The 22330-nt window shown below is 43.0% G+C and carries 12 protein-coding genes; 5 read left to right on the top strand and 7 right to left on the bottom strand.

The window, feature by feature from the left end; all coding sequences use genetic code 11:
• Positions 1-220 precede the first annotated feature (220 nt).
• Both ACTXGL_RS01100 and ACTXGL_RS01095 read left to right on the top strand, forming a co-directional pair.
• The gene (locus ACTXGL_RS01100) at positions 221-1243 is read left to right on the top strand and encodes an endonuclease/exonuclease/phosphatase family protein (RefSeq protein ID WP_443524267.1); all 1023 of its coding nucleotides are present in this window, start codon (positions 221-223) and stop codon (positions 1241-1243) included.
• A 237-nt stretch (positions 1244-1480) separates the two neighbouring features.
• Positions 1481-2173 carry a TetR/AcrR family transcriptional regulator gene (locus ACTXGL_RS01095; RefSeq protein ID WP_319050221.1) on the top strand — a complete coding sequence of 231 codons (693 nt, stop codon included), beginning with the start codon at positions 1481-1483 and terminating at the stop codon, positions 2171-2173.
• A 154-nt stretch (positions 2174-2327) separates the two neighbouring features.
• Here the strand turns inward: ACTXGL_RS01095 and ACTXGL_RS01090 are convergent, their stop codons facing one another.
• From ACTXGL_RS01090 to ACTXGL_RS01070, 5 genes are all read right to left on the bottom strand, one after another.
• A complete protein-coding gene (locus ACTXGL_RS01090) occupies positions 2328-3125 on the bottom strand; it encodes a hypothetical protein (protein WP_443524265.1) in 798 nt (265 codons plus the stop codon).
• A gap of 147 nt (positions 3126-3272) precedes the next feature.
• Entirely contained in the window at positions 3273-8597 is a 5325-nt protein-coding gene (locus tag ACTXGL_RS01085; protein ID WP_443524264.1) for an SdrD B-like domain-containing protein, read from the bottom strand.
• 139 nt (positions 8598-8736) lie between these two features.
• Positions 8737-10845 (bottom strand): beta strand repeat-containing protein, encoded by a 2109-nt coding sequence (locus tag ACTXGL_RS01080; protein WP_443524262.1) that lies wholly within the window; start codon positions 10843-10845, stop codon positions 8737-8739.
• A gap of 41 nt (positions 10846-10886) precedes the next feature.
• Positions 10887-11354, bottom strand: a complete 468-nt coding sequence (locus ACTXGL_RS01075) for a hypothetical protein (protein ID WP_420230407.1) — start codon at positions 11352-11354, stop codon at positions 10887-10889.
• Between the two features lie 249 nt (positions 11355-11603).
• Positions 11604-13658 carry a hypothetical protein gene (locus ACTXGL_RS01070; RefSeq protein ID WP_443524260.1) on the bottom strand — a complete coding sequence of 685 codons (2055 nt, stop codon included), beginning with the start codon at positions 13656-13658 and terminating at the stop codon, positions 11604-11606.
• Positions 13659-14237: 579 nt separating this feature from the next.
• Between ACTXGL_RS01070 and aceE the strand changes: the two genes are divergently transcribed.
• Entirely contained in the window at positions 14238-17051 is a 2814-nt protein-coding gene (gene aceE / locus ACTXGL_RS01065; RefSeq protein ID WP_443524259.1) for a pyruvate dehydrogenase (acetyl-transferring), homodimeric type, read from the top strand.
• Positions 17052-17076: 25 nt separating this feature from the next.
• Positions 17077-18795 (top strand): 2-oxo acid dehydrogenase subunit E2, encoded by a 1719-nt coding sequence (locus ACTXGL_RS01060; RefSeq protein WP_443524257.1) that lies wholly within the window; start codon positions 17077-17079, stop codon positions 18793-18795.
• Positions 18796-19009: 214 nt separating this feature from the next.
• Here ACTXGL_RS01060 and ACTXGL_RS01055 read toward each other — a convergent pair whose 3' ends face one another.
• Positions 19010-19636: an OmpW/AlkL family protein gene (locus ACTXGL_RS01055; protein WP_443524255.1), complete on the bottom strand. Its 627-nt coding sequence runs from the start codon at positions 19634-19636 to the stop codon at positions 19010-19012.
• Positions 19637-20429: 793 nt separating this feature from the next.
• On the opposite strand from ACTXGL_RS01055, the gene ACTXGL_RS01050 reads away from it, so the two are divergent.
• Positions 20430-21413 (top strand): ion transporter, encoded by a 984-nt coding sequence (locus ACTXGL_RS01050; protein ID WP_443524254.1) that lies wholly within the window; start codon positions 20430-20432, stop codon positions 21411-21413.
• A gap of 185 nt (positions 21414-21598) precedes the next feature.
• On the opposite strand, the gene ACTXGL_RS01045 is transcribed toward ACTXGL_RS01050, so the two are convergent.
• Positions 21599-22246 (bottom strand): TerD family protein, encoded by a 648-nt coding sequence (locus ACTXGL_RS01045; RefSeq protein WP_443524252.1) that lies wholly within the window; start codon positions 22244-22246, stop codon positions 21599-21601.
• Positions 22247-22330: the final 84 nt, after the last annotated feature.

Raw genomic sequence — 22330 nt, 5'->3', positions numbered from 1 at the left:
CGCTAAACGATTTAGTAAATGAATAAACTAATATATTATTGATTCATTGCTACAAACAGACTAATTGTATGATTAGTTCTACTAATAGATTTAACTATCAAATTTATGCTATTTTAAAACTTCCAAGGTTGACCTTGGAGGTTTTTTTAGGCATAAAATTTGCTGTTTATACACATAAATGAATATTATGTATTATAATGATGAAAACAATAGGGAATATATGAGTAATTACGCTGATAATAATAAGCAGTTTTATGTTGCCACAGCCAACTTATTGAATTTCGCCAACCCTGATCGGATTTATTACGACAATGCACCGGCTTATGATAAGCAATCCTATGAGCATAAGCTGCATGGTCTTACAGACTTATTATCCAGAGCGAATGCTGATATCATTGCCGTGCAGGAAGTATGGGACAGTGAGGCACTAGAGGCGCTATCTGTTTCGTTAGGATTCAAACCAGAGCATGCTGTTATTCCGCTGGCAAGTAATGACAGTGCCAGTCCGCATACTCAAGGTATGGGGGCACAAGGCACACCAGCTGTTGGTATTATCAGTCGATTTGAGCAGTTAGAAACCAGTCTATTAGAAGATATTGCACCAAAGGCTGTGATTGATATTCCAGATATAGGACCTTATGAGCGCTTTAATCGTCCACCGCTCGTATTGCGTGTCGATGCATATGGTCAACCGATAACGATTATTACTGCGCATTTAAAAAGTAAACGTGCTTTTTTCTTACGTGATAAGAACGGCAATCTACTAGAAGACATGGATGATCCCAATATTCGTATTCGTGCCAAGCTGCGCAGTTTGTGCATGCGTGCTGCAGAAGCCGCATCGATTCGAATGGCGATTATGGAGCGTTTGCATCATACGCGTGAGCCATTGATACTGCTGGGTGATATGAATGATGTGACAGGTAGTGTCACCACTCAGTTGATGACCGAAACTGGTGAGGTCAATTACGATAAAAGTATGCGCGACGTCGCACTTTTTGATGCCGCTCGTATTCAGGCTCGTTATGGCTGGATGAAAGATGTCGCTTACACCCATATACACCAAGGCATGCCAGAAGTAATCGATCAGCTGTTTGTCTCAGAGGAGTTTTTACCTGATAGTAAGTTTTCGCTTGGTCAGGTTGAACGCGTTGATTATTTCAATGATCACCTTAAATGGGATTATGCAGACAGAGTCACTGATCATGGTATTATAAGAGCGAAAATCAAACTTAATGATTAACTTTTTAAAATTAAACAGTTAACTCTAGTAGAGTATTAATCGATACATGAACTTCTAACCCATTCATGTCCCTTGCTTGATAGTGTACAAGCGTTTATGATGCCTCCTCATCGAGTGTGGTAACGATAATATTGGCGCTATATTTTAGCCAATAACCAGTAATCCGTTAGTTTTGGATGAATACTGTCTGATGAAGATTATATCTATACAATAGGGCGTAACATAAAGAGATTTATAATGAGTGATAACAAAGACGACAAAATTGAAGATGTGTTGGTAGACTCAGAATTGGCAAAAAAACTTGTACCGAACAAGTTTAAATTTACCAGCCAACAAGGCCGTGTACGCCGCCAAAAACTTTTGGCTGGTGCCAAAAAATTGAGTGAAACACAAGCAATTAATGATATTACCTTGGCTGCCGTATGTGAAGAAGCAGGCATACCAAGAGCCTCTGCTTATCACTTCTTTCCTAATATTGAAGCAATATTTTTAGCCTTGCGTTTCTTGAACGCAATCGAAATACTGGAGATGGTAGAAACAGTTGATATCGGTAATTACGATAGATGGCAAGGATATCTGACTGCACTTATTGATCAGTGCGTGATGATCTTCCATAGTGATGAGACCAAAGCCAAGCTAATTTACGATACCAATACGCCTGACTTTGAAGGCGACAGCTTTGGTGAAGATATGGACCATCAAATCGTTGACTTGGTATATAAGCGCTTGTCAGAGCGTTATGAGATGCCAAACTTTGATGATATCCAAAACACCCTGTTGATTGCTTATAGTATCGTCAACGCTATCTTTACCTTGTCTTATCGTCGTCATCAGAGCATTACTGAGGACTATATTCAAGAAGCAAATACGGCATTTATTGCGTATCTGCGCTGCTATCTACCAGAAAAGCTACGACGCAAAAGCGTTTAATTTTCCATACCACATATAAAAAGCCGACATCTCTGTCGGCTTTTTTATGTTTTGTATTTACTACAATATTCTAAATACATAGTTGTCGTCCATTGAGGCGTTATACGGTCATAGCAGTGATGATTAATGGTATTTGTCAAAAATAAGCTGTCTCTCAACTATTTGGCGTTAAGTCTTGTCCACGGCAGACATCATCGACAGCATCTAAAGGGGCATATTGCTGATAGTAGCTGATTATTGATGTTTCTAACGCTACATTAGTCTGTGAGTCATGAGCGTTGATATAAGCTTCACGTGCTTGCTCAAGCCATCGATCTGCCATACGAAAATGTATACCGGACTCTCGCCAGCCTCGTTCGCATTGGTTGGTGGCGGCCCATATTAGAGCCACTTCACCAAATGCCATCTCACGAGGTGCTGACGCTATACCATTACCATCTTTGAGTGCACTCAGCGTTGCCCACAGGTCAGGTCGCATTAGCGCAGAGGTAGTAGGAATATCCTGATATATACTCATGTCTTGTGCACTATTATTTTTTAGTGCTTGCAAAATAGTCTCTGCCATTTCTACTGCAACTGAGCCTGCAGATGAGCGGCTATTCATACTGTCTTTATTGATAGCATAAGTAAGCCATGCTTGTGCTTTATAAGCGAGATACTGCTCATGAGCTGTCTTGTCTTTTTGTTGATACGGCTCTAATTGCGCTACCATACAGTTCAATACACGCTGTTGTTGGCTTTGATACTTATAAGAATGCGCTTGTTTCTGCACATGGCTCTGCAAGTCATCACGACAGTTAGTAATATTGGTCGTATTAGTGATTTGAGCTGAAGTATTAACGATGTCACTGTTAGCTAAAGCAGGTGAGGCTACCGTCAGTAGCAGTATTGCCGATAAGGCAGTAGATATCGTTTGCTTATCAGGTATGGTTTTCATGACAGCTTTAAACATAATGCAAACCTTGTATGAAGGTAATAAGGGATGTTATTTACCATTATCAGGGCTAGTGCTACTCATAGCTTGGTAGGTTGTAATGCAGTTATAGTGGCATTGTCATAAGACGGTACTGAAGCAATGCCATTAGATCGCGTTGTCAATTTACAACGTATTATCGCTAACGGTAGTAGAGCTGCTCATCAAACGCTGGTTTTTTCGTGGATCTTCACGTTTGAATAGATCTTCATCGAATTTGAAGCGCAGTCTGAAATAAGCCCCTTCTTGAGTACTGTCATCATAGGCGATGTCTTCGTCTTCAAAGCCCATAAAGTTGTAGCCAAGTGATAACCACAGATTGGTCATTGGACTATAGCCAACCTCTGCACCAAGCATATAAGCCAAGTCGTTTGCTTGATCGTTCCAGTAAGTGCCTGCTTGTAAGCCGATATCCCAGCGCTCACTGAGGTCATAAAGCCCGCGACCATAGACAGCATGTGCCGTATTGTCACTGGTCAATGCATCTGCTTTGTACTCTGTGTATTTACCAGCATAACGTCCAGATAAGGTTAGTGGACGCGTCGGATGGTAGTTACCATTCCATGACCAGATGGTCGTGTCTTTTCGGTAAGTGTCATCACCAGTGTTGTTATCATCCAAGCGATACTCAAGCTTTGCCAGCATATCTAACTGGTTGCTATCATAATCACGATAAGCTGCGCCTAGCTGAAAGCGATTAATAGTACGGTCGCCATCAGTGTAATCAGTGCGTGAGTAGATATCTTTGGCAAGTAGGGTGATCTCATCAGTATAGCGATAGGCAATACCAGCACTACCCAGCAATGTATCACTTGTTTCGCCCCAGCGTTTTTCAAAACGCCCCGATGCTTTGTAGTTTTCTTTGGCAAGATACTCAACACCAATACCTGCTGCGGTTGCCGTGTTGTCTTCTTCACCTTCAAGCGACTCAACACGCTCAAACAAGGTATTTAGAGTTAGACCTTCTTGGACATACCATTTGTTTTTTAGACCGATAGCGGCTTCGGCCTCGCGTGCACTAATAGCGTCACTCATACGGTATTCGCTATACACTTTACCGTCTTTCATATAAGTGGCATCGAAACCAAAAACAGTACGTTGACGCTCATCAGTATCATCAAGACCATAAGTACCCGATAAGCTGTTGATCAAATCGTGACGCGCGTACAGTCGTCCCAAGCTACCAAGAGGGGTCTCGCCGCCAATAGAAGTGGCATTACGTGAGCTATTGTCGATATCTTGCTCATACTCTGCAAATACCAAGCTATTATTCAATTTAGGCAGGCGAGAGGTAATACGAGCACGAACGGTTGTACCTTCGATGTCTTCATCAGCATTACTAACGCTACTTAAAGCTGATTGATTGATGATGTCATCATTAAATAGCGTGTCGTCTGTGATATCCAACACGTCTGTCGCCGCTTGGGTATTGCGTGAAGCAGCGGTAGCATCTTGCTTATAGTAGCGTACGCCAATCTCACCGACAACATTTTCACTCAAACGCTGCTCTATACTGGCTTGTATACCTTCGACGCTCGCCTCGGTAGTATGGTCTTCGGTACGTACACCTTCTAGCTTTAATGCTGTTTTTTTATTGTTTATCGTGTGAACGACTTCTACACCAGACTCGGTACGCCCCGCCGTAAGCGGTGAGGCACCAGTGACAAAACCTTCATCAGCATCATTGTAGTACGCTTTGGCACGGGTGTTTTTCTTATTATCAAAGTCAATCTCAAGACGAAGCGCATTGCCCTCGACATCACTATCATCGAGTTCTGTTGTATTGATTTGATTGCTGGCTTGAAAATTTGGATTCTCAGCTTTATTCATGGCGTATTCAGCGACTAGCTTTAACTTGTCGTTGAATTTGATCACGCTGTTGAGACTTGCAAGCTCTTCTTTGTTCAGTGGATCGTCACTATTGATATAGCTACCACCAATAGAGACTTTGTTGGTTAGCTGTTGCTTAGCAGCGATACCACCAACTAGATAGTCCTCACCACCTTCATCTACTTCTACCGTAACACGGATATAGACAGGATTGCCTTCGATGTCTTGACTGGCAATCGGTGATTTCAAAAATAAGCTGCGGCTAATCGGATCAATCTCATAATCAGCAAAACGTGTCAGCGTTTCACGGCTGATGATAAGACCAGGATTATTGGCATCACGAGTGATCACTTCAATCGTTTCAGAGTTTTCTAATACCGCATCGAAGTTCTCAGCCAATGGATATGGACCTGAAATGCCTAGGCCACGCGTCTCATTAACACGCTGGCTGGTACTGGTCTCTGCCAAAAATGCCGTGACACGAGTATTGCTGTCCTCAAACTGAGCTTTTAGACCAGTTAGGGTACGGTTGTATTGACCCAGCTTGATACCTTCATCATTATCAATCTGTGTCTTTAGGTCACCATACATAGCGAATGAGCGACCTTTGTCCAAGCGCACATAGAGCTTGCTTGTAGACTGCGCATCAAAGCCTTTAGCTGATGAGTCGCCATACACAGGGTAGTATTCGCCTGGCTCGATATCACGGAAGAGTCGCTCACCTTTTTTATCACTATCATAAGCAAGCGTCAGCAAATAATCGCCGCGCACTTTGCCTTTGAGGAACATCGCTGCACGACCAGAGGCTGTGTAATCGTCGTTACCCGCAAAATCATTGAGCTCTTGTTCAAATGCACCTTGAGCATCAGTAATGCTGCCACCGTCGAAATCTTTGAGCGAAATAGCCCCTTCTACGATACCAACGGCAATCAGCGGACGCAATTGAGCAGTGAACTGTAATGGAATGACTTGTTTACTGCTACCCGTGTCAATGACGAGCTCGCCTTTACCGGGTACGCTTGAGGCGATGACTGGTATGAGTAGCTCACCACCTGACACAGTAACTTGGGTGCCGGCTTGATCTTTGCTGCTGTCTTCCAAATTGATACGACCGATATTAGTATCAAGTGTAAGAGAAGTAGTACCAATATAGGGGCGATTGTCACGATCTTTTAGACTAACGACTATCTGGTATTCGCTAATGCCGTCTGCAGCTACTAGCTGAGTCTGAGTGCGATAATCGATAGATTGTAAGCTATCAGGTGTCAATACTTTAATCGTCTGCTCAGAGATGGTTTTGCCGTTGATATCAGTGGCCACACCCCGCAGGATATTACTTCCACGTTGTAGGTCAACCGCATAATAGTCAAAAGCCGTCACATTTTGCTTTTCTTGCTTAGCAGTTTTACCGATATTTTGCTCTGATACCGCTTTGCCATTGGCGTATAAAGTAAATATTGAGCCAAGAGGGGCTTGCACCTGTACCATCTGCTTGTAAGTGCTAAGCTGTTGACCTTCACCTAGATTAATAAAGGCGACATTGTTGTTAGCCACTTCTTTTAAGTATTCTTCGAGCTCTTTTTCTACTGGAGGTGTAATCGTTGTCACGGCCATATCGACACGATTGGTCGCTTGCCCAACCATATCGTTGACAATAGCAGAATCACAGTTGTTACCAAGGTCTAAGTCACCATTGATATTACAGCCACTTGCATCGATATTATCAGTCGTGTCGGTATCGTAGTCTGGCTCTAGTGTTAGCGCTGTTTTTACCGCTTGCTCTAGCGTATCGTTTTTAGCGCTCACTGATTTGCTACGAGCGATTAGCTCAGCGTTCAGACGCTCAGTGCTATCCGCCATACCAGCGACTATTGCAAAATCTGCACGATGTAACTCGCCGTATTTTAAGTCAACAAAACGGCTGCCAGCATCACCAGCATTACGGTTGCTTTGGGTAACTAGCTCTGTTTCTCTAGGGATCGTCGTGCGGTCTACTTTTAGTACGTGCGTTTTGGCACTGACGCCATAAAAGTTATACTTACCTTCAGGGTCAGTAACAATAAAGTTGCCGTTCTCCATGTAGATACGGACACCAGCGACACCAAGCTCGCCATCTTCTTTTTGCTGAATACCATCACGGTTGATGTCGTGATAGACCTTACCGATGATGATGCCGTCAGTATTCATGACGCCGCGTTCTACTTCGATTTTCCACTGCGCTTCTCTTGATACTAAGCTTTGACCTTGCTCGTTGTTAGCAACTGCGATTGCGCGGTTGATACCATCACCACCTAGTGATGCAGCACCAACAAGCACACGATAAGTAATTTTTTTACTTTCGCCATTTGCCATATTGCCTAAGTTCAATACCTGGTATTTACCGTCAGACTTAAACTCAGTAGTTTGTGTCTGATTGATATCAGTCGCTGGGCTCACACGCACACTGCTATCGACATAATCAAAACCGCGTGGTAATGCGTCTTTTAGCTGCACATCGTAAGCAGTAGCACTACCGTTGTTCGTGATATTGATGGTGTAGCTGACGTAATCACCGAGCTCAGCACTTTTTACGTCACTTTCCTTTGTGACAACTAAAGCTGGGTTGTCATCGACGATATTAATTTGTGAGCTCAGATCACTGATACGCACGGTGAAGTCAGACGCGTTCGGCAATTCATCAGCACCAATGCCAACCGAAGGGGCGATACAGGCGTCTAAGCTGACAGTCAATGTGTCACTGTTCAACGTCTGGATGAGCTTATCATTAATAGCGTTGGCGTTATTTTGAGTGGCCGCTGATAGCTGATATTTACCCGTGTTATTACCAGTTTCTATAGCTTTAAGTGAATAGCTATCTCCAGTTATCGGCGACTTGATGGTTACCCATACTTGATCAGGCTTATCAGTTTGTACGTTACATTGCGCATAGCTGGCACTGACATAAACATCATCATTAATTTGTGAAACAGTTTTACTTTCATCAAATTTAGGAGTGGTGAATTTGATACCAGATTCGATAATGACCAAGCTATCGGTCGCACTCACGCTGGCTACTGACGAATCTGCTAACACAACTGCACCAATCTTAATATCAGCAGCATCCCCATCCTGACCATCAACATCTGATAGCGCTTGTACAATAAGCTGAATGTTTTCACTCTGACCAAGCTTAATTTGAGCACTCATGTTATCAAGAATAAGTTGTCTATCGCCACTGTCGACAATACCGTTGTTATTTAGGTCTTGATAAACTTTCAAATTAGATAGAGTTGGCGATACATCAAGCGTCAGCTCAACAGTCTGACTACTATAGCCAGTATTACTAAGAACATTGACCCAATTCACTAATGTGTTGGGTGCGACAGTACGCAGAGGTTGCTGAGTTAAATTAATACCATATTCAGGTAGGGCAGAGGTTTTGACTTGAACTTGGTTTGAAATGCCGCTTTGTTCAATAGAATCGACATCATAAGTCGCATTAGCAATGTTGTTGATAGTCTGTACGAGCGTGCTAGGCGCAGCAAGCGCCACATTTGATTGCATAAGCAACATTGCAGCTGTCAGCGCAGAGATCTTCGCTGTATGCAACGTAATACGATTAGACGTTGAGTATGTAGTCATATGTCGCTTATCCAATAAAACATAGAAGGGTAGGGTAGTAACCCTCCAGCTTGGCTAACCAAAAACGATCAGGTCAAACTGGAGCGTTAGTCTATAAACGTCTTGTGACGCTTATAGACTTTGAAATATTAAATATAAATTAACGATCGTTTTTGATTTTGATTTTGAAAGTCAAGGTGCCAACGCCCTGAGGAACTATAGTAAAGTTAGTACCAAGAACTGCAGTACTAGTCGCACTAGGCGTGCCTGCAGTAGATGAAGCAGTCGCCGAAGTAGCAGGTGAACCAGCTACTAAATCCGCACCAGCTGAAAAGTTAGACAACAAATCCGAGATAGTTAATGCGTTAAGATTAAAACCTAATGCTGTTGAAGAAGTGTTAGTTGCCTGAATACGATAGATAACACATTGATCAGGTGCCGCATTGAGTGTAGTCTGAACAAAGGTACTTGTAGCAACGGTAGCTTCACAAGCAGCATCTAGTGATTGAGACTTCACCAACGTTAAGCCTCTAACGTTAGTCGTATCAGTCACTGAAGTAACAGCAGGTGGATTAATACCGGCAGGCGTTAGCGTTACTACAGAAGTTTCAGTGCTACCAACAGCTGCAGCATCAGCAACAGTTGCAGGAGCATCCACATTGCCCGACGACACATTGTAGTTGATTGCTAGTGTGCCACCAGGTGCAATACCATTTGGAAATTGAGCGGTTGGTAGTGTAGTGCTATCAAGGGTGTACGTATTACCACCAGCAACGGTAGGTTGCAGCGATATAGTAACCGGGGCGCCATTACCAGGCGGCGTGTAAGTAACACTAACAGGACCAGTAACAGGTCTAACAGCCCCATTATTGCCACCATCAGCAATAGTAAAGGTCAATGGGTTAGTATTAGTACCTTCAGCATCTTGACCACTGTTAGTAATGAGAGTTGAATGAGTCGCTTGACTAGCAGTACCTGAGGCAGGGGGAACTTCTCTAGTTGTTGGATTGCTCACTACAACCGCTCGTCTGGTAAAGTTAGTCACACCAGCAGTATCTATACCAGCGCCGTTAGCTTGATCCGCAGCAGCAGGTACTCTAGTCATATCTAAATTGTTATTTGTACTATCCAAAATGTCATAGTCAGTACCAAGTACAGGAGCAGCAATTAACGGACTAACCGCACCGACGAACTTATCGTAGACTTCTGCATTGTTAGTTACTGAACTATTAGCAGCTGTATACTGATCTCTATCGACATTAACTGTGAAAGTAATTGTGCGACTTGCGCCAACGGCTAAGTTCGCTACAGCAACATTAATAGCTTGTCGAGTACCAACAGTAGAAATCGTAGCAGTGCCAGCACCAGTTACGGTCACGTCTGAGGCTGTGCCATTAGGCAAACTCAAACCTGCAGGAAGGACATCTCGGATGACAATATCAGTCGCAGCAGTACTATAGTCAGTATCCACGTTAGTGACTACGATACTATAAGCGATCTGTGGATTAGCGACTGTCAAATCGACAGTACTGGTTGCTGTTTTTGCTATTTTGAAGGTAGGCAGTCTCACGATAGTTTGGTTTTCGTTCACCAATGTCGCATTTGCTGGAAGATTAGCAGTAAAGAAACTACTGGTTGCTGTTAATGTGCCTACACCTTTGTCATTACCGTTACGAGCGGCTGGTGTAGCTGCTTCGTAGCTTAAGTTAGCTCTGGTACCTGGTTGTAGTCTAATAGTACCACCGTTGGCTAGGGTACCTGTCTGTGCCTGACCATTTAGAGCGGTGACTTGAGCAGGAGTTAAAGCAGTGCCATCTGCTTGTACAATCGTAAACGTGACAGGCGCAGTACCTAAAGCATAGTCTGGCGTAGCTGTTACTAGTGCTGAGTCATTACCTGTGGTATTAACGGTATAAGTATCCGTTACGTTACCCGTATTGGTTAAAGCATGAGTAAAGGTAGTCGTACCACCTGGCGTAGCAGTCTGATTGATAGCAATATCGTCACCGATGCTACCATCATCAATAGTCGATACGAGTGCAAAGTTAGCTGTTTCGCTAACGCTCACAGTCACTGTGTTAGAAGTAACGTTTGGCTGAGCAATGCCAGCAACGCTATAGTTTGCGGTTGCGACGTTGGTAATCGGTGCTGCTCCTGCACTAATACCACCAGTAGTATTAGGAGTAGCTGCATTAGCGGCAGTAGAGATACCCATTGCAGCCACAACACCTACGGCTAATACTGAATATTTAAAAGAATTTGGTTTCATGCAGTAAATCTCCGAAAGATTAAATCAGTAAGGATGAAGGGTTATTTGTTAACGACAGTATTGAGGGCAACAGCTGCTGCCTTTTTTGCGGGTAGTAATTTGATGTTCCAGCGTAGCGTACGGTATTCAGAGTAGGGCACTTTAACCATTTTGCCATCGACTTTGCGCATTAGCGGCATATCAGCATAGTTCTTGCCATCAGTGCTAGCTTGTGCGCTTGCAGGCATCGCATCACCAGTAAAGGTCATGTTGGCAGGAATAGGTAGAGTCACCATTAAGTCATTGATATCTTTATTAATGGTATTGGTATAAGTTGCCTTGTATTGGATGACAGTACCTGCTGGTGCGGTACGTACTGCCGTATAGACTGTCTTACCGTCAGCATTTTTGATGACTTGATTGGCAGTCAGTTCCATCTTTAGAGCATCTTCAGCATGCGCGAGGCCTAACATGCAAGTAGAAGCAACCGTTGCTAATAGAACATTGCGTAGAATCTTGAAACGTTTCATATAAAATCCTTTCTTATACCGTTGCTATCATTGGGATATTGATGCTTTGGGCTCCAGTGAGGCTGTCTATAACTCGATATCAGGCTCGTCTGTAAAAAGCACACATCTCCCTTTAAGCTATTGTCACGTAACCAATACAAACTTTCATTATAAAGACGACAAATGGTATTTCGAGATGACCAAACGGTAAAAGCCCTATCTAGGAAGATAGGGCTTGATTGAGTATTCAGTAATTTGATACACAGGTGTTTAGTTACTACTGGTAGTACCATATTTAGTATTAAAACGAATGGCCTGACGACGAGTGGCTGTAGTGGCACCTAAAGAAAAATTATTGGTGGTCACTGTACCGTTGTTACCAATAGATACCGAATTTGCTGCAAATGATGGAGTGCCACTATTTTCACCAATAGGTGTTGGATTAACTAAGGTAGAAGTAATCAACGAATTATTAGAGTCATTTTTACTCTGTAGCGTATCCTTGATAACAATATCTGTCAGAGAAACGTTGCCCCGGTTGACAGCTTCAATTCTATAAGCGATACATTGTCCTGGCACAATGCCAGATATTGGTTTTGTACTATACGCGCTGCTAGCACTACCTTCATAATTGACACCAATTGTAGCAAGGTTATTTAGACTACAGTCATGAACATACTGACTTTTGATTAATACCAATGCAGCATTTTCTTGGATAACATCACCGAAATCATTGCTAGGATAGTTGTACTGACTATTAATAATGTTTATTTGTCGCACATCGCTTGTCGTGTCTACAGAATATGCATAATTGCTAGGTTCATTCTGAGTGACACAAAGTCTTGTGTAACTGCCAACTTGTGCAGATGTCAAATTGAAGCTGTAGGTACCGTCACTATTTATATTCACTGTTTGAGGCGAAAACGTCCCACTATCACCGGCACATTTATTCAAAGTAATGGTGTGACCGGTGGTAAAAGGGATACCAGATTCAGTTGGCGAGTCATATCTACCATTAAAATAAAGGCTGTTATTCAGATATTTAGCAGATACATCGTCTTTGGCTGGAGATGTGATTTGACCGTTATCGTTAAATACAATACCTGAAAAGACATAATTGGATCTGTCATTTGTGATTGTACATGCCCAATTATCTCCGTACGTAAGCTTTAGATTTTTTGGATCTAAAGTAGTAACGGTTGTACCATCCGATCTTCTACATGCATATAACGCAGTATAATCTACTAGGTTGGTCGTTCCTGAGACGGCTTCTGTCAGTGTATAGGTCTTGGCGGGGTTCACCTTAAAGGTTCCTGTAGTGCCTGTACCCGTAGTAACTGTATTGCCTGAACCCGACGTAGTGACCGAGCTGATGCCGTTGGTAACAACCGAGTTATCTGCATTGTCCTTGATTTGAACAGTAAATTGATCGGTATTTGTTTTACGAGAAGAAGAGAGAACTTTAGTATATGTTAGGCGCGGCTGTGGTAGGTAGCAGTAACCATCAAATACAATGTTGATCAGCTGATCACCAGGGTTACCTACAGTGCCAGTAGTATTATCGTAGTATTCTAGGTTAGGGTTATTGCCATAAGACACATCTACTCTAACGATAGGTTGATTAAAAGCAACGGATACTTTACATCTCTCATCTACAGAATCTGTACTACATAAAACGCTACCAGTAGTAGTTGTTTGGCGATAGGGTGCAGTAGTCGTTATTCCGGTGCCTCTATATGTCAAAGTTGGCGTCACACTAGCACCCGCACTAGTAAAACCAGTGATTGTTACTTGGTCGGAAAACTCGAAATACCTAGTACCTGCTGTTGTTCCTCCGTTTCCTGTCCCTGTACCTAAATAGTTCACATCTATATCATAAATACTTAAGCTGACATTGGTAAGGGCTTGAGATTCGTTGGTGAAACTGTTTTTAAAAGTGTATGAGACCGCACGAGACGATCCCTTATTAGTAAAGTCCTGAAAAAATTCAAACGATTGAAGGTTGCCTGCTAGCGTCTTAGGTCTATAAAAATTTGAGCCGCCAGCATCTAAACTGCCAGTAGTCACTAAACTGTTAGAAGCAATAGTGTAACTTTCACTTCTGAGGCCGTTTAAAAGTTGGTTTATACCAAGAATAGGTGGTGACGCTGTCGATCCTAAGTTGCTGTAATCAGTGCTTGCAAACTCATCAGACACAAAGTTGGCAGGACAGGTTGTAATTGCCGCCAAAGCCAGATAGTTGGGCAATAGTATCAACAAAGATGGCAAAGCTATCCAACGCGTTACTCTCGACTTAAGAGCTGATAGTTCAACAGACGAATTCATAATAGCTCCGAGAGCAAGGATGGAATGTATATATAATTTTGTTATAAGAATAATATTTAAGTGACAATTAATATACAAAAATGAGACGAAAGTCTATTTATAGGGTATGAATAGCAGAAAGCTTTTCCAGATAATATATTTAGAGAGCTGAACCCCTACTGCAAAGGCTATACTTGTTTTTGCACATTCAACAAAATTATCTCTCTCTCAGTGAGTCATCAGTAATCATTTTTAAAAAAACTAATCGTTATTTATTTAAAAAATACTTGTTATTTATCCATTTCTTTACAGCCATAAACAATTCCCTCGCAAACGCCTATAATGGACTGTCAAAATCATCTATGACAGGATATACAGGGATAACAGTATGAGCTGTTTTGTCATGGCATCTATTTGATGTACAAGTCAGCTCAACGTAGTAGTGTTTTTTACCATCATGTTCTATACCACCGCACAAAACAATGGAATGATTGAAGATAGCAAGGAAGCCATCAGTAAGTCGATATCCCATCACTCACCAGTATTTAACAAAGCCCTGCCATATAGGCAGGTACGACTGATATAAAAGGATTAACACCAATGAATTATTATAAGGATGCTGATAGCACCGAAACCCAAGAGTGGCTGGCAGCCTTTGAATCTGTGGTCAAACACGCAGATAAGGACCGTGCCCAGTTTCTACTAAAGGCGTTGTACAACATGGCAGTTCAAGAAGGCCTGCCTTTTAATAGACTAGATACCGCTTACGTCAATAGTATCGCTGCAGAAGATGAGCCAATGTATCCAGGCGATCTAGGCATGGAGCGTAAGATACGTGCTTTGATTCGTTATAACGCACTTGCCATGGTTATGCGTGCCAACAAAAACGATGATGACTTGGGTGGTCACTTAGCGACATTTGCCTCTAGTGCAACGCTTTATGAGACTGGTTTTAACCATTTCTTCCGAGCAGCCAGCGATCATTTCGGTGGCGATATGATTTATTACCAAGGTCATTCAGCACCAGGTATCTATGCTCGCTCTTATTTAGAAGGTCGTTTGACCGAAGATCAGCTTGATAACTTCCGCCGTGAAGTGGGTGGTAAAGGTCTATCAAGCTATCCACATCCATACCTGATGCCTGATTATTGGCAGTTCCCAACGGTATCAATGGGACTTGGTCCCATCATGTCGATTTACCATGCCCATGTACATCGCTATATGGAAAACCGCGAATTACTAGAAAAAGAAGGTCGTAAAATCTGGACGTTCTTGGGTGATGGTGAAACAGATGAGCCAGAAAGCTTAGGTGCAATCTCTCTTGCTGGTCGTGAAAAGTTGGATAACTTGATATGGGTAGTCAATTGTAACTTACAGCGCCTTGATGGTCCTGTACGTGGTAATGGCAAGATCATTCAAGAGCTAGAGTCTGTGTTCCGCGGTGCAGGCTGGCGCGTCATCAAAGTTATCTGGGGTGGTAACTGGGATTCACTACTTAGTAAAGATCATACCGGCGTGCTTAAACATCGTATGGAAGAAGTGGTCGATGGTGAGTACCAATTATATGAAGCACGTACGCCTGAATTTACCCGAAAAGAGTTTTTTGGTAAATACCCAGAGTTAGAAGAGATGGCAGATGCGCTGACAGACGAAGAGATTGCACGTCTGAACCGCGGTGGCCACGATCCAGTGAAAGTCTATGCTGCTTTTAGTGAAGCAATGAAGACAAAAGGTCAGCCCACTGTTATTTTGGTCAAAACTGTCAAAGGTTACGGCTTATCTACTCAAACGCAAGCCGTTAACAAGTCACATCAGATCAAAAAGCTAGATCAAGAAGCCTTGATGTATTTCCGTGATCGTTTTGATTTACCATTTACTGATGAGCAACTAGAGACCTTACCATTCTATCGCCCTGAAGAAGGTTCGGCGGAGATGAAATATCTCAAAGGGCGCCGCGAGTCGTTAGGGGGTCATCTGCCCAACCGCCGTAGTGGTCACATCCCGCTTAATATTCCTGAGCTATCGATGTTTGATCGCGTATTAAAAGGTAGCAATGGCAAAGAGCAATCTACCACGATGGTCTTTGTACGTTTGCTATCTGCGATGCTCAAAAACAAAGACATCCAAGATCGCGTTGTACCAATCGTACCTGATGAAGCACGCACATTTGGTCTAGAGGGCATGTTCCGTCAATTGGGTATCTATTCAGCGGTCGGTCAGAAGTATACGCCAGAAGATAGTGAGGCGTTGATGGGTTATAAAGAAGCCATCGATGGTCACATGCTAGAAGAAGGTATCAACGAAGCGGGCGCAATGAGTACGTGGATTGCCTTGGCAACCAGCTACTCTGTGAACGCTCTGCCAATGATTCCGATGTATATCTATTACTCAATGTTTGGTTTCCAGCGTGTGGGTGATTTGGCTTGGGCCGCAGGCGATTGTCAGGCACAGGGTTTCTTACTAGGTGCAACAGCTGGTCGTACAACGCTTAACGGCGAAGGCTTGCAGCATCAGGATGGTCATTCACAGATACTATTCAATACCGTACCGAACTGCGTCACCTATGACCCTTGTTTCGGTTATGAGCTGGCGGTAGTGATGCATGATGGCCTGCGCCGTATGTATGGTGAAGGCGAGCGCGTCTATTATTACTTGACGCTGATGAATGAAAACTACGAACAACCTGAAATGCCAGAAGGAAGCGAAGAAGGTATCAAGCGCGGTATGTACTTATTAGAAGACAATGGCTCAGCACAAGTACAGCTGTTAGGGTCTGGTGTGATCTTACGCGAAGTACAAAAAGCATCACAGATACTAAAAGATGAGTTCAATATCACATCTAACGTCTGGAGCGTTACCAGCTTTAATGAGCTGACTCGTGATGGTATGGATTGCGACGACTACAACCGCTTGCATCCGATGGACGAAGAAAAAGTACCTTGGGTTACTGAGCAGTTAGCACCGCACGAAGGTATCGTGGTTGCTGCGACAGATTATATGCGTAACTACTCAGAGCAGATTCGTGCTTGGTTACCAGACAACCGTCCTTATACGACTTTGGGTACGGATGGTTATGGCCGCTCTGACACGCGCGAAAACCTACGCAGTTTCTTTAACGTTGATGCCGCACACATTGTTGTGGCAACGCTGAAGCGCTTAGCGGATGAAGGTGAAGTTGAGATGCGTTTGGTCAAAGACGCGATTTCAAGCTTAGGTATCGATGTGGATCACCCACCTGCATGGCAACAGCAGTCGTATTATGATCAGTCTCCAGACGCACCAGCACCAGGTAATGTCAATCCAAAACCTGTTCCTGAGTTTGTTGAAGAAGATGATGATGAAATCAGTGATGAGGGACGCGCTGAAGACCAAGCAGATGCAAATGTACTCGATGATAGCGATGTCAAAGAATAATAACCATAAGACGAGGAAATAAATCATGGACATTAAAGCCCCCGATTTAGGTGTGGATAGCGCCGAAGTCAGCGAGATTATGGTAGAAGTCGGTGATGTCATCGCAAAAGATGACAACATCGTGTTATTAGAGTCTGACAAAGCATCAGTCGAAGTGCCAAGCTCTGCTGCTGGTAAAGTCACTAAAATTAGCATTGCTATTGGTGATCAAGTCAGTGAAGGTATGGTGCTCATTGAGCTTGAGAGTGCAGATGATAGCAATGATAGCGATAGCACTGCTGATGATAAACAAGATGAGAACACTGCAAAGGACACATCTGCTGAAACAGAAGAAAAATCTGAGCCTGATACTACTGAATCAAAGCAATCAGAGTCTCCTGCTAAGCCCGCTGCTACTGGTCAAGCAACGACTCATGCGTTGCCTGACCTAGGTGTTGATGAAGCACAGGTTTCTGAGATTATGGTGAGCGTCGGTGATACTGTCAGCGCTGAACAGTCGATTTTATTGATCGAATCTGATAAAGCTTCAGTTGAAGTGCCAGCACCTGTTGCTGGTAAGATCGAAAAAATCTTGGTCGAAGCAGGTGATATGGTTGCCAACGGTCAGGACTTTATCGTTATTATGGAAAGCGGTACAGATAATGCGAGTAATAGTGAGCCTGAAGCTTCTAAACCACAAGAGTCAGCACCCGCCAAAACAGAAGATAAAACAGCTCCTAAGACCACTGGTGAACCAAAACAAGCTGCCAAACCGACCAATACTGATACAGCTGCTAGCAAACCAGAGGGTAAACTCACTGAAGCACAGGTTAATGAAAAATTGGTCGATGTGTATGCAGGTCCTGCCGTGCGTAAGCTTGCGCGTCAGTTAGGTGTTGACATCACGCAAGTGTCTGGCTCAGCATTAAATGATCGTATCCTAAAAGAAGATCTGTTTGCTCATGTCAAAGATAGCCTAACCAAGCAAAAAGCAGCGCCTGCGAGCAGCAGCGCCGTAAGTTCAGGTCTACCGAAACTGCCTGATATGAGCAATACAGAGGTTTGGGGTGAGACAGAAACCCAAGACCTCAGCCGTCTGCAAAAAGTATCAATACCGCAGCTGAACTACAATACTTTGCTACCACAAGTGACACAGTTTGATTTGTCTGATATTACCGAGACTGAAAAACTACGTGGTGAGTTAAAAGGCGGTATGAAAGCTGAAGGGGTTGGGCTGACTATCTTGGCCTTTATCGTTAAAGCGACCGCATACGCGCTCACGCAGCATCCACGCTTTAATAGTCATTTAAGCGATGACAACACGCAAATCATTTTGCGTAAGAGTGTCAATATGGGTATCGCAGTAGCAACTGATGATGGTCTGATTGTACCTGTTATTAAGGATGCGCAAGATAAAGGTATCAAGCAAATCGCAATTGAGATTGGTGAGCTTGCTGTCAAGGCTCGCGATAAGAAGCTCAGTACCAAAGATCTACAAGGTGCAAGCTTTACCATCTCAAGCCAAGGTATCCTAGGGGGTACAGCATTTACACCACTGGTCAACTGGCCACAAGTAGGTATCTTAGGAGCTTCAGAAGCCACTATGCAGCCTGTCTGGAATGATGCTAAGCAGACTTTCGAGCCGCGCCTGATGCTGCCATTATCATTATCTTATGATCACCGTGTTATCAATGGTGCCGATGCCGCAGTGTTTACCCGCTATGTTGCGACCTTGCTTGCAGATCCACGTCGTATCTTGATCTAACACTTACTGATAAACAAAAAAAGACTGTCTACGGATGGTCTTTTTTATGGCTCGCTTTTCGTTTCTAGAAACCACTATTCTAAAAATAGCTAGTTAACGGCGAGGTTAGAGGTAGGCAGTAGTCATACTGAGTAGCGAGTAAAAATCAGTAATGAGCAAACATAAAAGAGCCAGCTAATAAGCTGGCTCTTTTGAGTCATGATACTTGACTGGCTTAGAACTGTTTGACAAAGGCAACGCCATATACCCAAGGGCTGATATCAATTTCACCGATATCACTACCGTCTAAAGTGGCGTCGGTTTTGATGTCCATGTAGCGTGCATCGATTCGGAATGCCTCAGTAGGGGCAAAAGGAATATCAAGACCTACGTGACCAGCTACGCCAACGCTATCATCAAGATCTAAATCACCACCACTAGAGATTCTTTCTTTAAAGAATGTCGTGTAGTTCACACCAACACCGATAAAAGGCTTGATATTCATTGGCATACTGTCATTATCGAAGTGATACTGTACAGAAAGCGTAGGTGGTAGATGTTGGGTACTACCTGTCAAAACTTCATTGCCATCAGCGTTGTTCAGGTCAAAGTCATGATGAAATGGGATGGCTGCAAGTAATTCGACACCAACATTATTAGCGATAAAGTATTCGCCGCTGATAGTTGGACGGATATCATCATCCACTTTTACTGCTAGCGTACCGTCGACTAATGTACCGTTGTCGCTTTTTGGGTCGACCATATGGGCACCAGCGGCAACAGACCATGTGCCAGCAGGGACAGCGAACGCAGTGGTCATCGTAAATGCAGCAGCTACCAAAACTAGGGATTGTAGTTTCATTGGTTGGTTCCTAAAATGTGAAAGGGTCAGTGAAATGAGGGATGGCATTGTACACTGATACATAATGTTATAATAGATAATTAATCTGTAACATCACGGAATCATTATAGTTTAAAACCACATTTATTGTAAGGTTTTAATTTAAGATTTAAGCACTTTTATTTAGTCACTAACGATAGAAGGAATTATTTGACAGCTTTTGACTGTTAAAAAAATAATTATTGTGGGATAGGGTACAACCGCATTGTGATACTCTGATATAACTGGTTTAAAAACTGAGATAATAATGGTTATCTGAATCGAAGAGTTGACGAGCGTCAAATTATTAACGATTGATAATGGCTTATGGAATTGATATTGATGATATGACAAGAGGCGTAATATATTATGCTCGGTTATTGTAGTAATTCTCCTCTACGCTGTGAGAATGCACGCTCTACAAAGATATTGAATCAGGTAGACTCTTGTTGCCCTGAATGCAATTTATTTTTGGTGCCTGCTCAAGATATAAGCCAACAGCTCATTGCTGATGAGCAGTTTTTAAGACTCTCTATTTTATCAACCGCACTGATGCTGCTCATATCTGTCTATATCTATTATTCAAAATTTACGTAACCCTTTATGGTCAAGTATGATAAAACCATGAGTAATACGGGTGGCTTCAAGTCAGGCGCTCCATCAAATGAGCTATTTTTTTGACCATCTGTCTTTTTGAACATATAGGTAGTCATATTCTATGATCACTGTTTTATTCTACTAATATAATACCGGTGTTTCACCGCATAGGGACGGCATGCTATTCCAATCTATACGGCGCTTGCGTCATTTTGTTTATGATGTTTTGCAAAACGAAGCGCACGACACGTTATTTAGTCGTTATCTCGATTATTTTCTTATATTCTTGATTATGACCAATGTGGCAGCCGTGATAGCGGAGTCAGTAGATAGCTGGTATTACCCGTATCAGGAATATTTCACGTGGTTTGAAAACTTCTCTATTGTGATATTTTCTATCGAGTATTTGTTGCGATTATGGAGCGTCGCTGAAGCCAAGCCTGACAATACAACGTGGAAGCAGCGTTGGGATTGGATCAGAAGCCCGTCAGCACTCATTGATTTGGTAGCGATTGTCCCAGCGTTCCTAAACTTCTTTGTCACGATTGATTTGCGTTTCCTACGGATTTTGCGTCTGTTCCGTATCCTCAAGCTGACTCGCTATTTTGCGTCCATGCGTATTCTACTAGTGGTTATCAGTAAAGAGCGAGGCTCGTTTCAAGCTGTTATCTTTATATTAATTATCATGATTGTGACGGCATCGAGCGGTATTTATTTGGTTGAAAACCATGCCCAACCAGAAGAGTTTGAGTCGATACCCAAAGCGATGTGGTGGGCTGTAGTTACGCTTACTACTGTGGGCTACGGCGATGTAACCCCAATCACCAATGCTGGCAAGATATTGGGGGCAATCATTACCATATTGGGTGTGGGTCTTGCGGCCCTGCCTGCAGGTATTCTGGCGACGGGTCTTGCAAATGAGCTTGCGCAGCGGCGTGAAGAGCTGGAGCAGCATTTCCGAGAGCAGCTGATCGATAGTGACTTTGATTTGGTACAAAATCAGATGATGATTGATAAGATTCGCCGCGAGCTAGGACTGGACAAAGAGCAGGCACAAAATATCGTATTACAAGTGCTGCGTGAACAAGAGTTGGAGCGCCGCGAAAAAGAAGTAGAGAACCGTCAAAAGAATTTTTGTCCACATTGTGGTGAGGTCTTATAGATAAAAATTAGATAGGAGTAGGTGTTTGTTGAAGTAGCTACTAAGGTAGCTATTGAAGTAGCCATTCAAATAGTAATCTAAACAGTCACCAGATAACGGTGTGGGCGATAAAAAAATGGTGCTGTGTGATCAAAACACAGGACCATTTTTATATTTTACTATTTGTTGATAATATATATCTAGGACTATACACCCTGAGGAATAGGCATCGCACGTGCCAACTCATGGGCCACTTGCTGTGCTGCACTTGATAGATTTTCTGCATCTAGTGGTAGGTTTTGTAGCGTCAGATGCCAGTCATCGACAGAACGACGCAAATGAGCAACCCAAAGTGTTTTACAGTCACGTGGCAGCTGTTTTAGGTTGACTTCAAAACAGCGGTTGCCCTCGTCATCGCTCAGATGAATCTCGCCTTTCTTAACTCTTGAAAACGCGTGACCATGGTATGAGTTGGCAAGCAGCGCAATATGGGTGATATGTTCTGGAACTTCTTCTAACTCCAATCTAATTTGCTCTTGGTCAAGTGGCGCAAGATACATGGCTTGCTCACCGCGATCCTTGCCGTTTAGACTGTCTCCTTGATGCTTGACTGATTCGGCTCTATCACGCAATTGTTTGAACCAGACAATGTCACTAATGATGCAGTTGTCATCATATAAGACGCACGCTAAGTCGATATCGACCGCGCTTTTGTCCTTTTTAAAACGCTTAAATAAGCCTTTTGGCTCAATCTTGGTAAATTCATAATTGAGCGCAAAAAATAAGGTTCCCGTATCCAAGCCCAGTCCTCTTAAACTGTCGGAAAGCAGTGGTGATGGGGCAGTGGTCGGCATAACATTCCTTTTTTCAATTCTTAGTGGTTAATTCTTGGTTCTTGGTTCTTGGTTCTTGGTTATTAGCGCATATTGTGGTCTAAG

The sequence above is a fragment of the Psychrobacter sp. T6-6 genome (assembly GCF_052258185.1).
Lineage (GTDB): Bacteria > Pseudomonadota > Gammaproteobacteria > Pseudomonadales > Moraxellaceae > Psychrobacter.
The sequence above is the reverse complement of the archived record's forward strand: the minus strand, read 5'-3'. Positions and strand labels throughout refer to the sequence as shown.

Excerpts from the sequence above, each read along its gene's own strand:
- ACTXGL_RS01100 (WP_443524267.1), top strand. The coding sequence starts at position 221 with ATGAGTAATTACGCTGATAATAATAAGCAGTTTTATGTTGCCACAGCC.
- ACTXGL_RS01095 (WP_319050221.1), top strand. The coding sequence starts at position 1,481 with ATGAGTGATAACAAAGACGACAAAATTGAAGATGTGTTGGTAGACTCA.
- ACTXGL_RS01090 (WP_443524265.1), bottom strand. The coding sequence starts at position 3,125 with ATGTTTAAAGCTGTCATGAAAACCATACCTGATAAGCAAACGATATCT.
- ACTXGL_RS01085 (WP_443524264.1), bottom strand. The coding sequence starts at position 8,597 with ATGACTACATACTCAACGTCTAATCGTATTACGTTGCATACAGCGAAG.
- ACTXGL_RS01080 (WP_443524262.1), bottom strand. The coding sequence starts at position 10,845 with ATGAAACCAAATTCTTTTAAATATTCAGTATTAGCCGTAGGTGTTGTG.
- ACTXGL_RS01075 (WP_420230407.1), bottom strand. The coding sequence starts at position 11,354 with ATGAAACGTTTCAAGATTCTACGCAATGTTCTATTAGCAACGGTTGCT.
- ACTXGL_RS01070 (WP_443524260.1), bottom strand. The coding sequence starts at position 13,658 with ATGAATTCGTCTGTTGAACTATCAGCTCTTAAGTCGAGAGTAACGCGT.
- aceE (WP_443524259.1), top strand. The coding sequence starts at position 14,238 with ATGAATTATTATAAGGATGCTGATAGCACCGAAACCCAAGAGTGGCTG.
- ACTXGL_RS01060 (WP_443524257.1), top strand. The coding sequence starts at position 17,077 with ATGGACATTAAAGCCCCCGATTTAGGTGTGGATAGCGCCGAAGTCAGC.
- ACTXGL_RS01055 (WP_443524255.1), bottom strand. The coding sequence starts at position 19,636 with ATGAAACTACAATCCCTAGTTTTGGTAGCTGCTGCATTTACGATGACC.
- ACTXGL_RS01050 (WP_443524254.1), top strand. The coding sequence starts at position 20,430 with ATGCTATTCCAATCTATACGGCGCTTGCGTCATTTTGTTTATGATGTT.
- ACTXGL_RS01045 (WP_443524252.1), bottom strand. The coding sequence starts at position 22,246 with ATGCCGACCACTGCCCCATCACCACTGCTTTCCGACAGTTTAAGAGGA.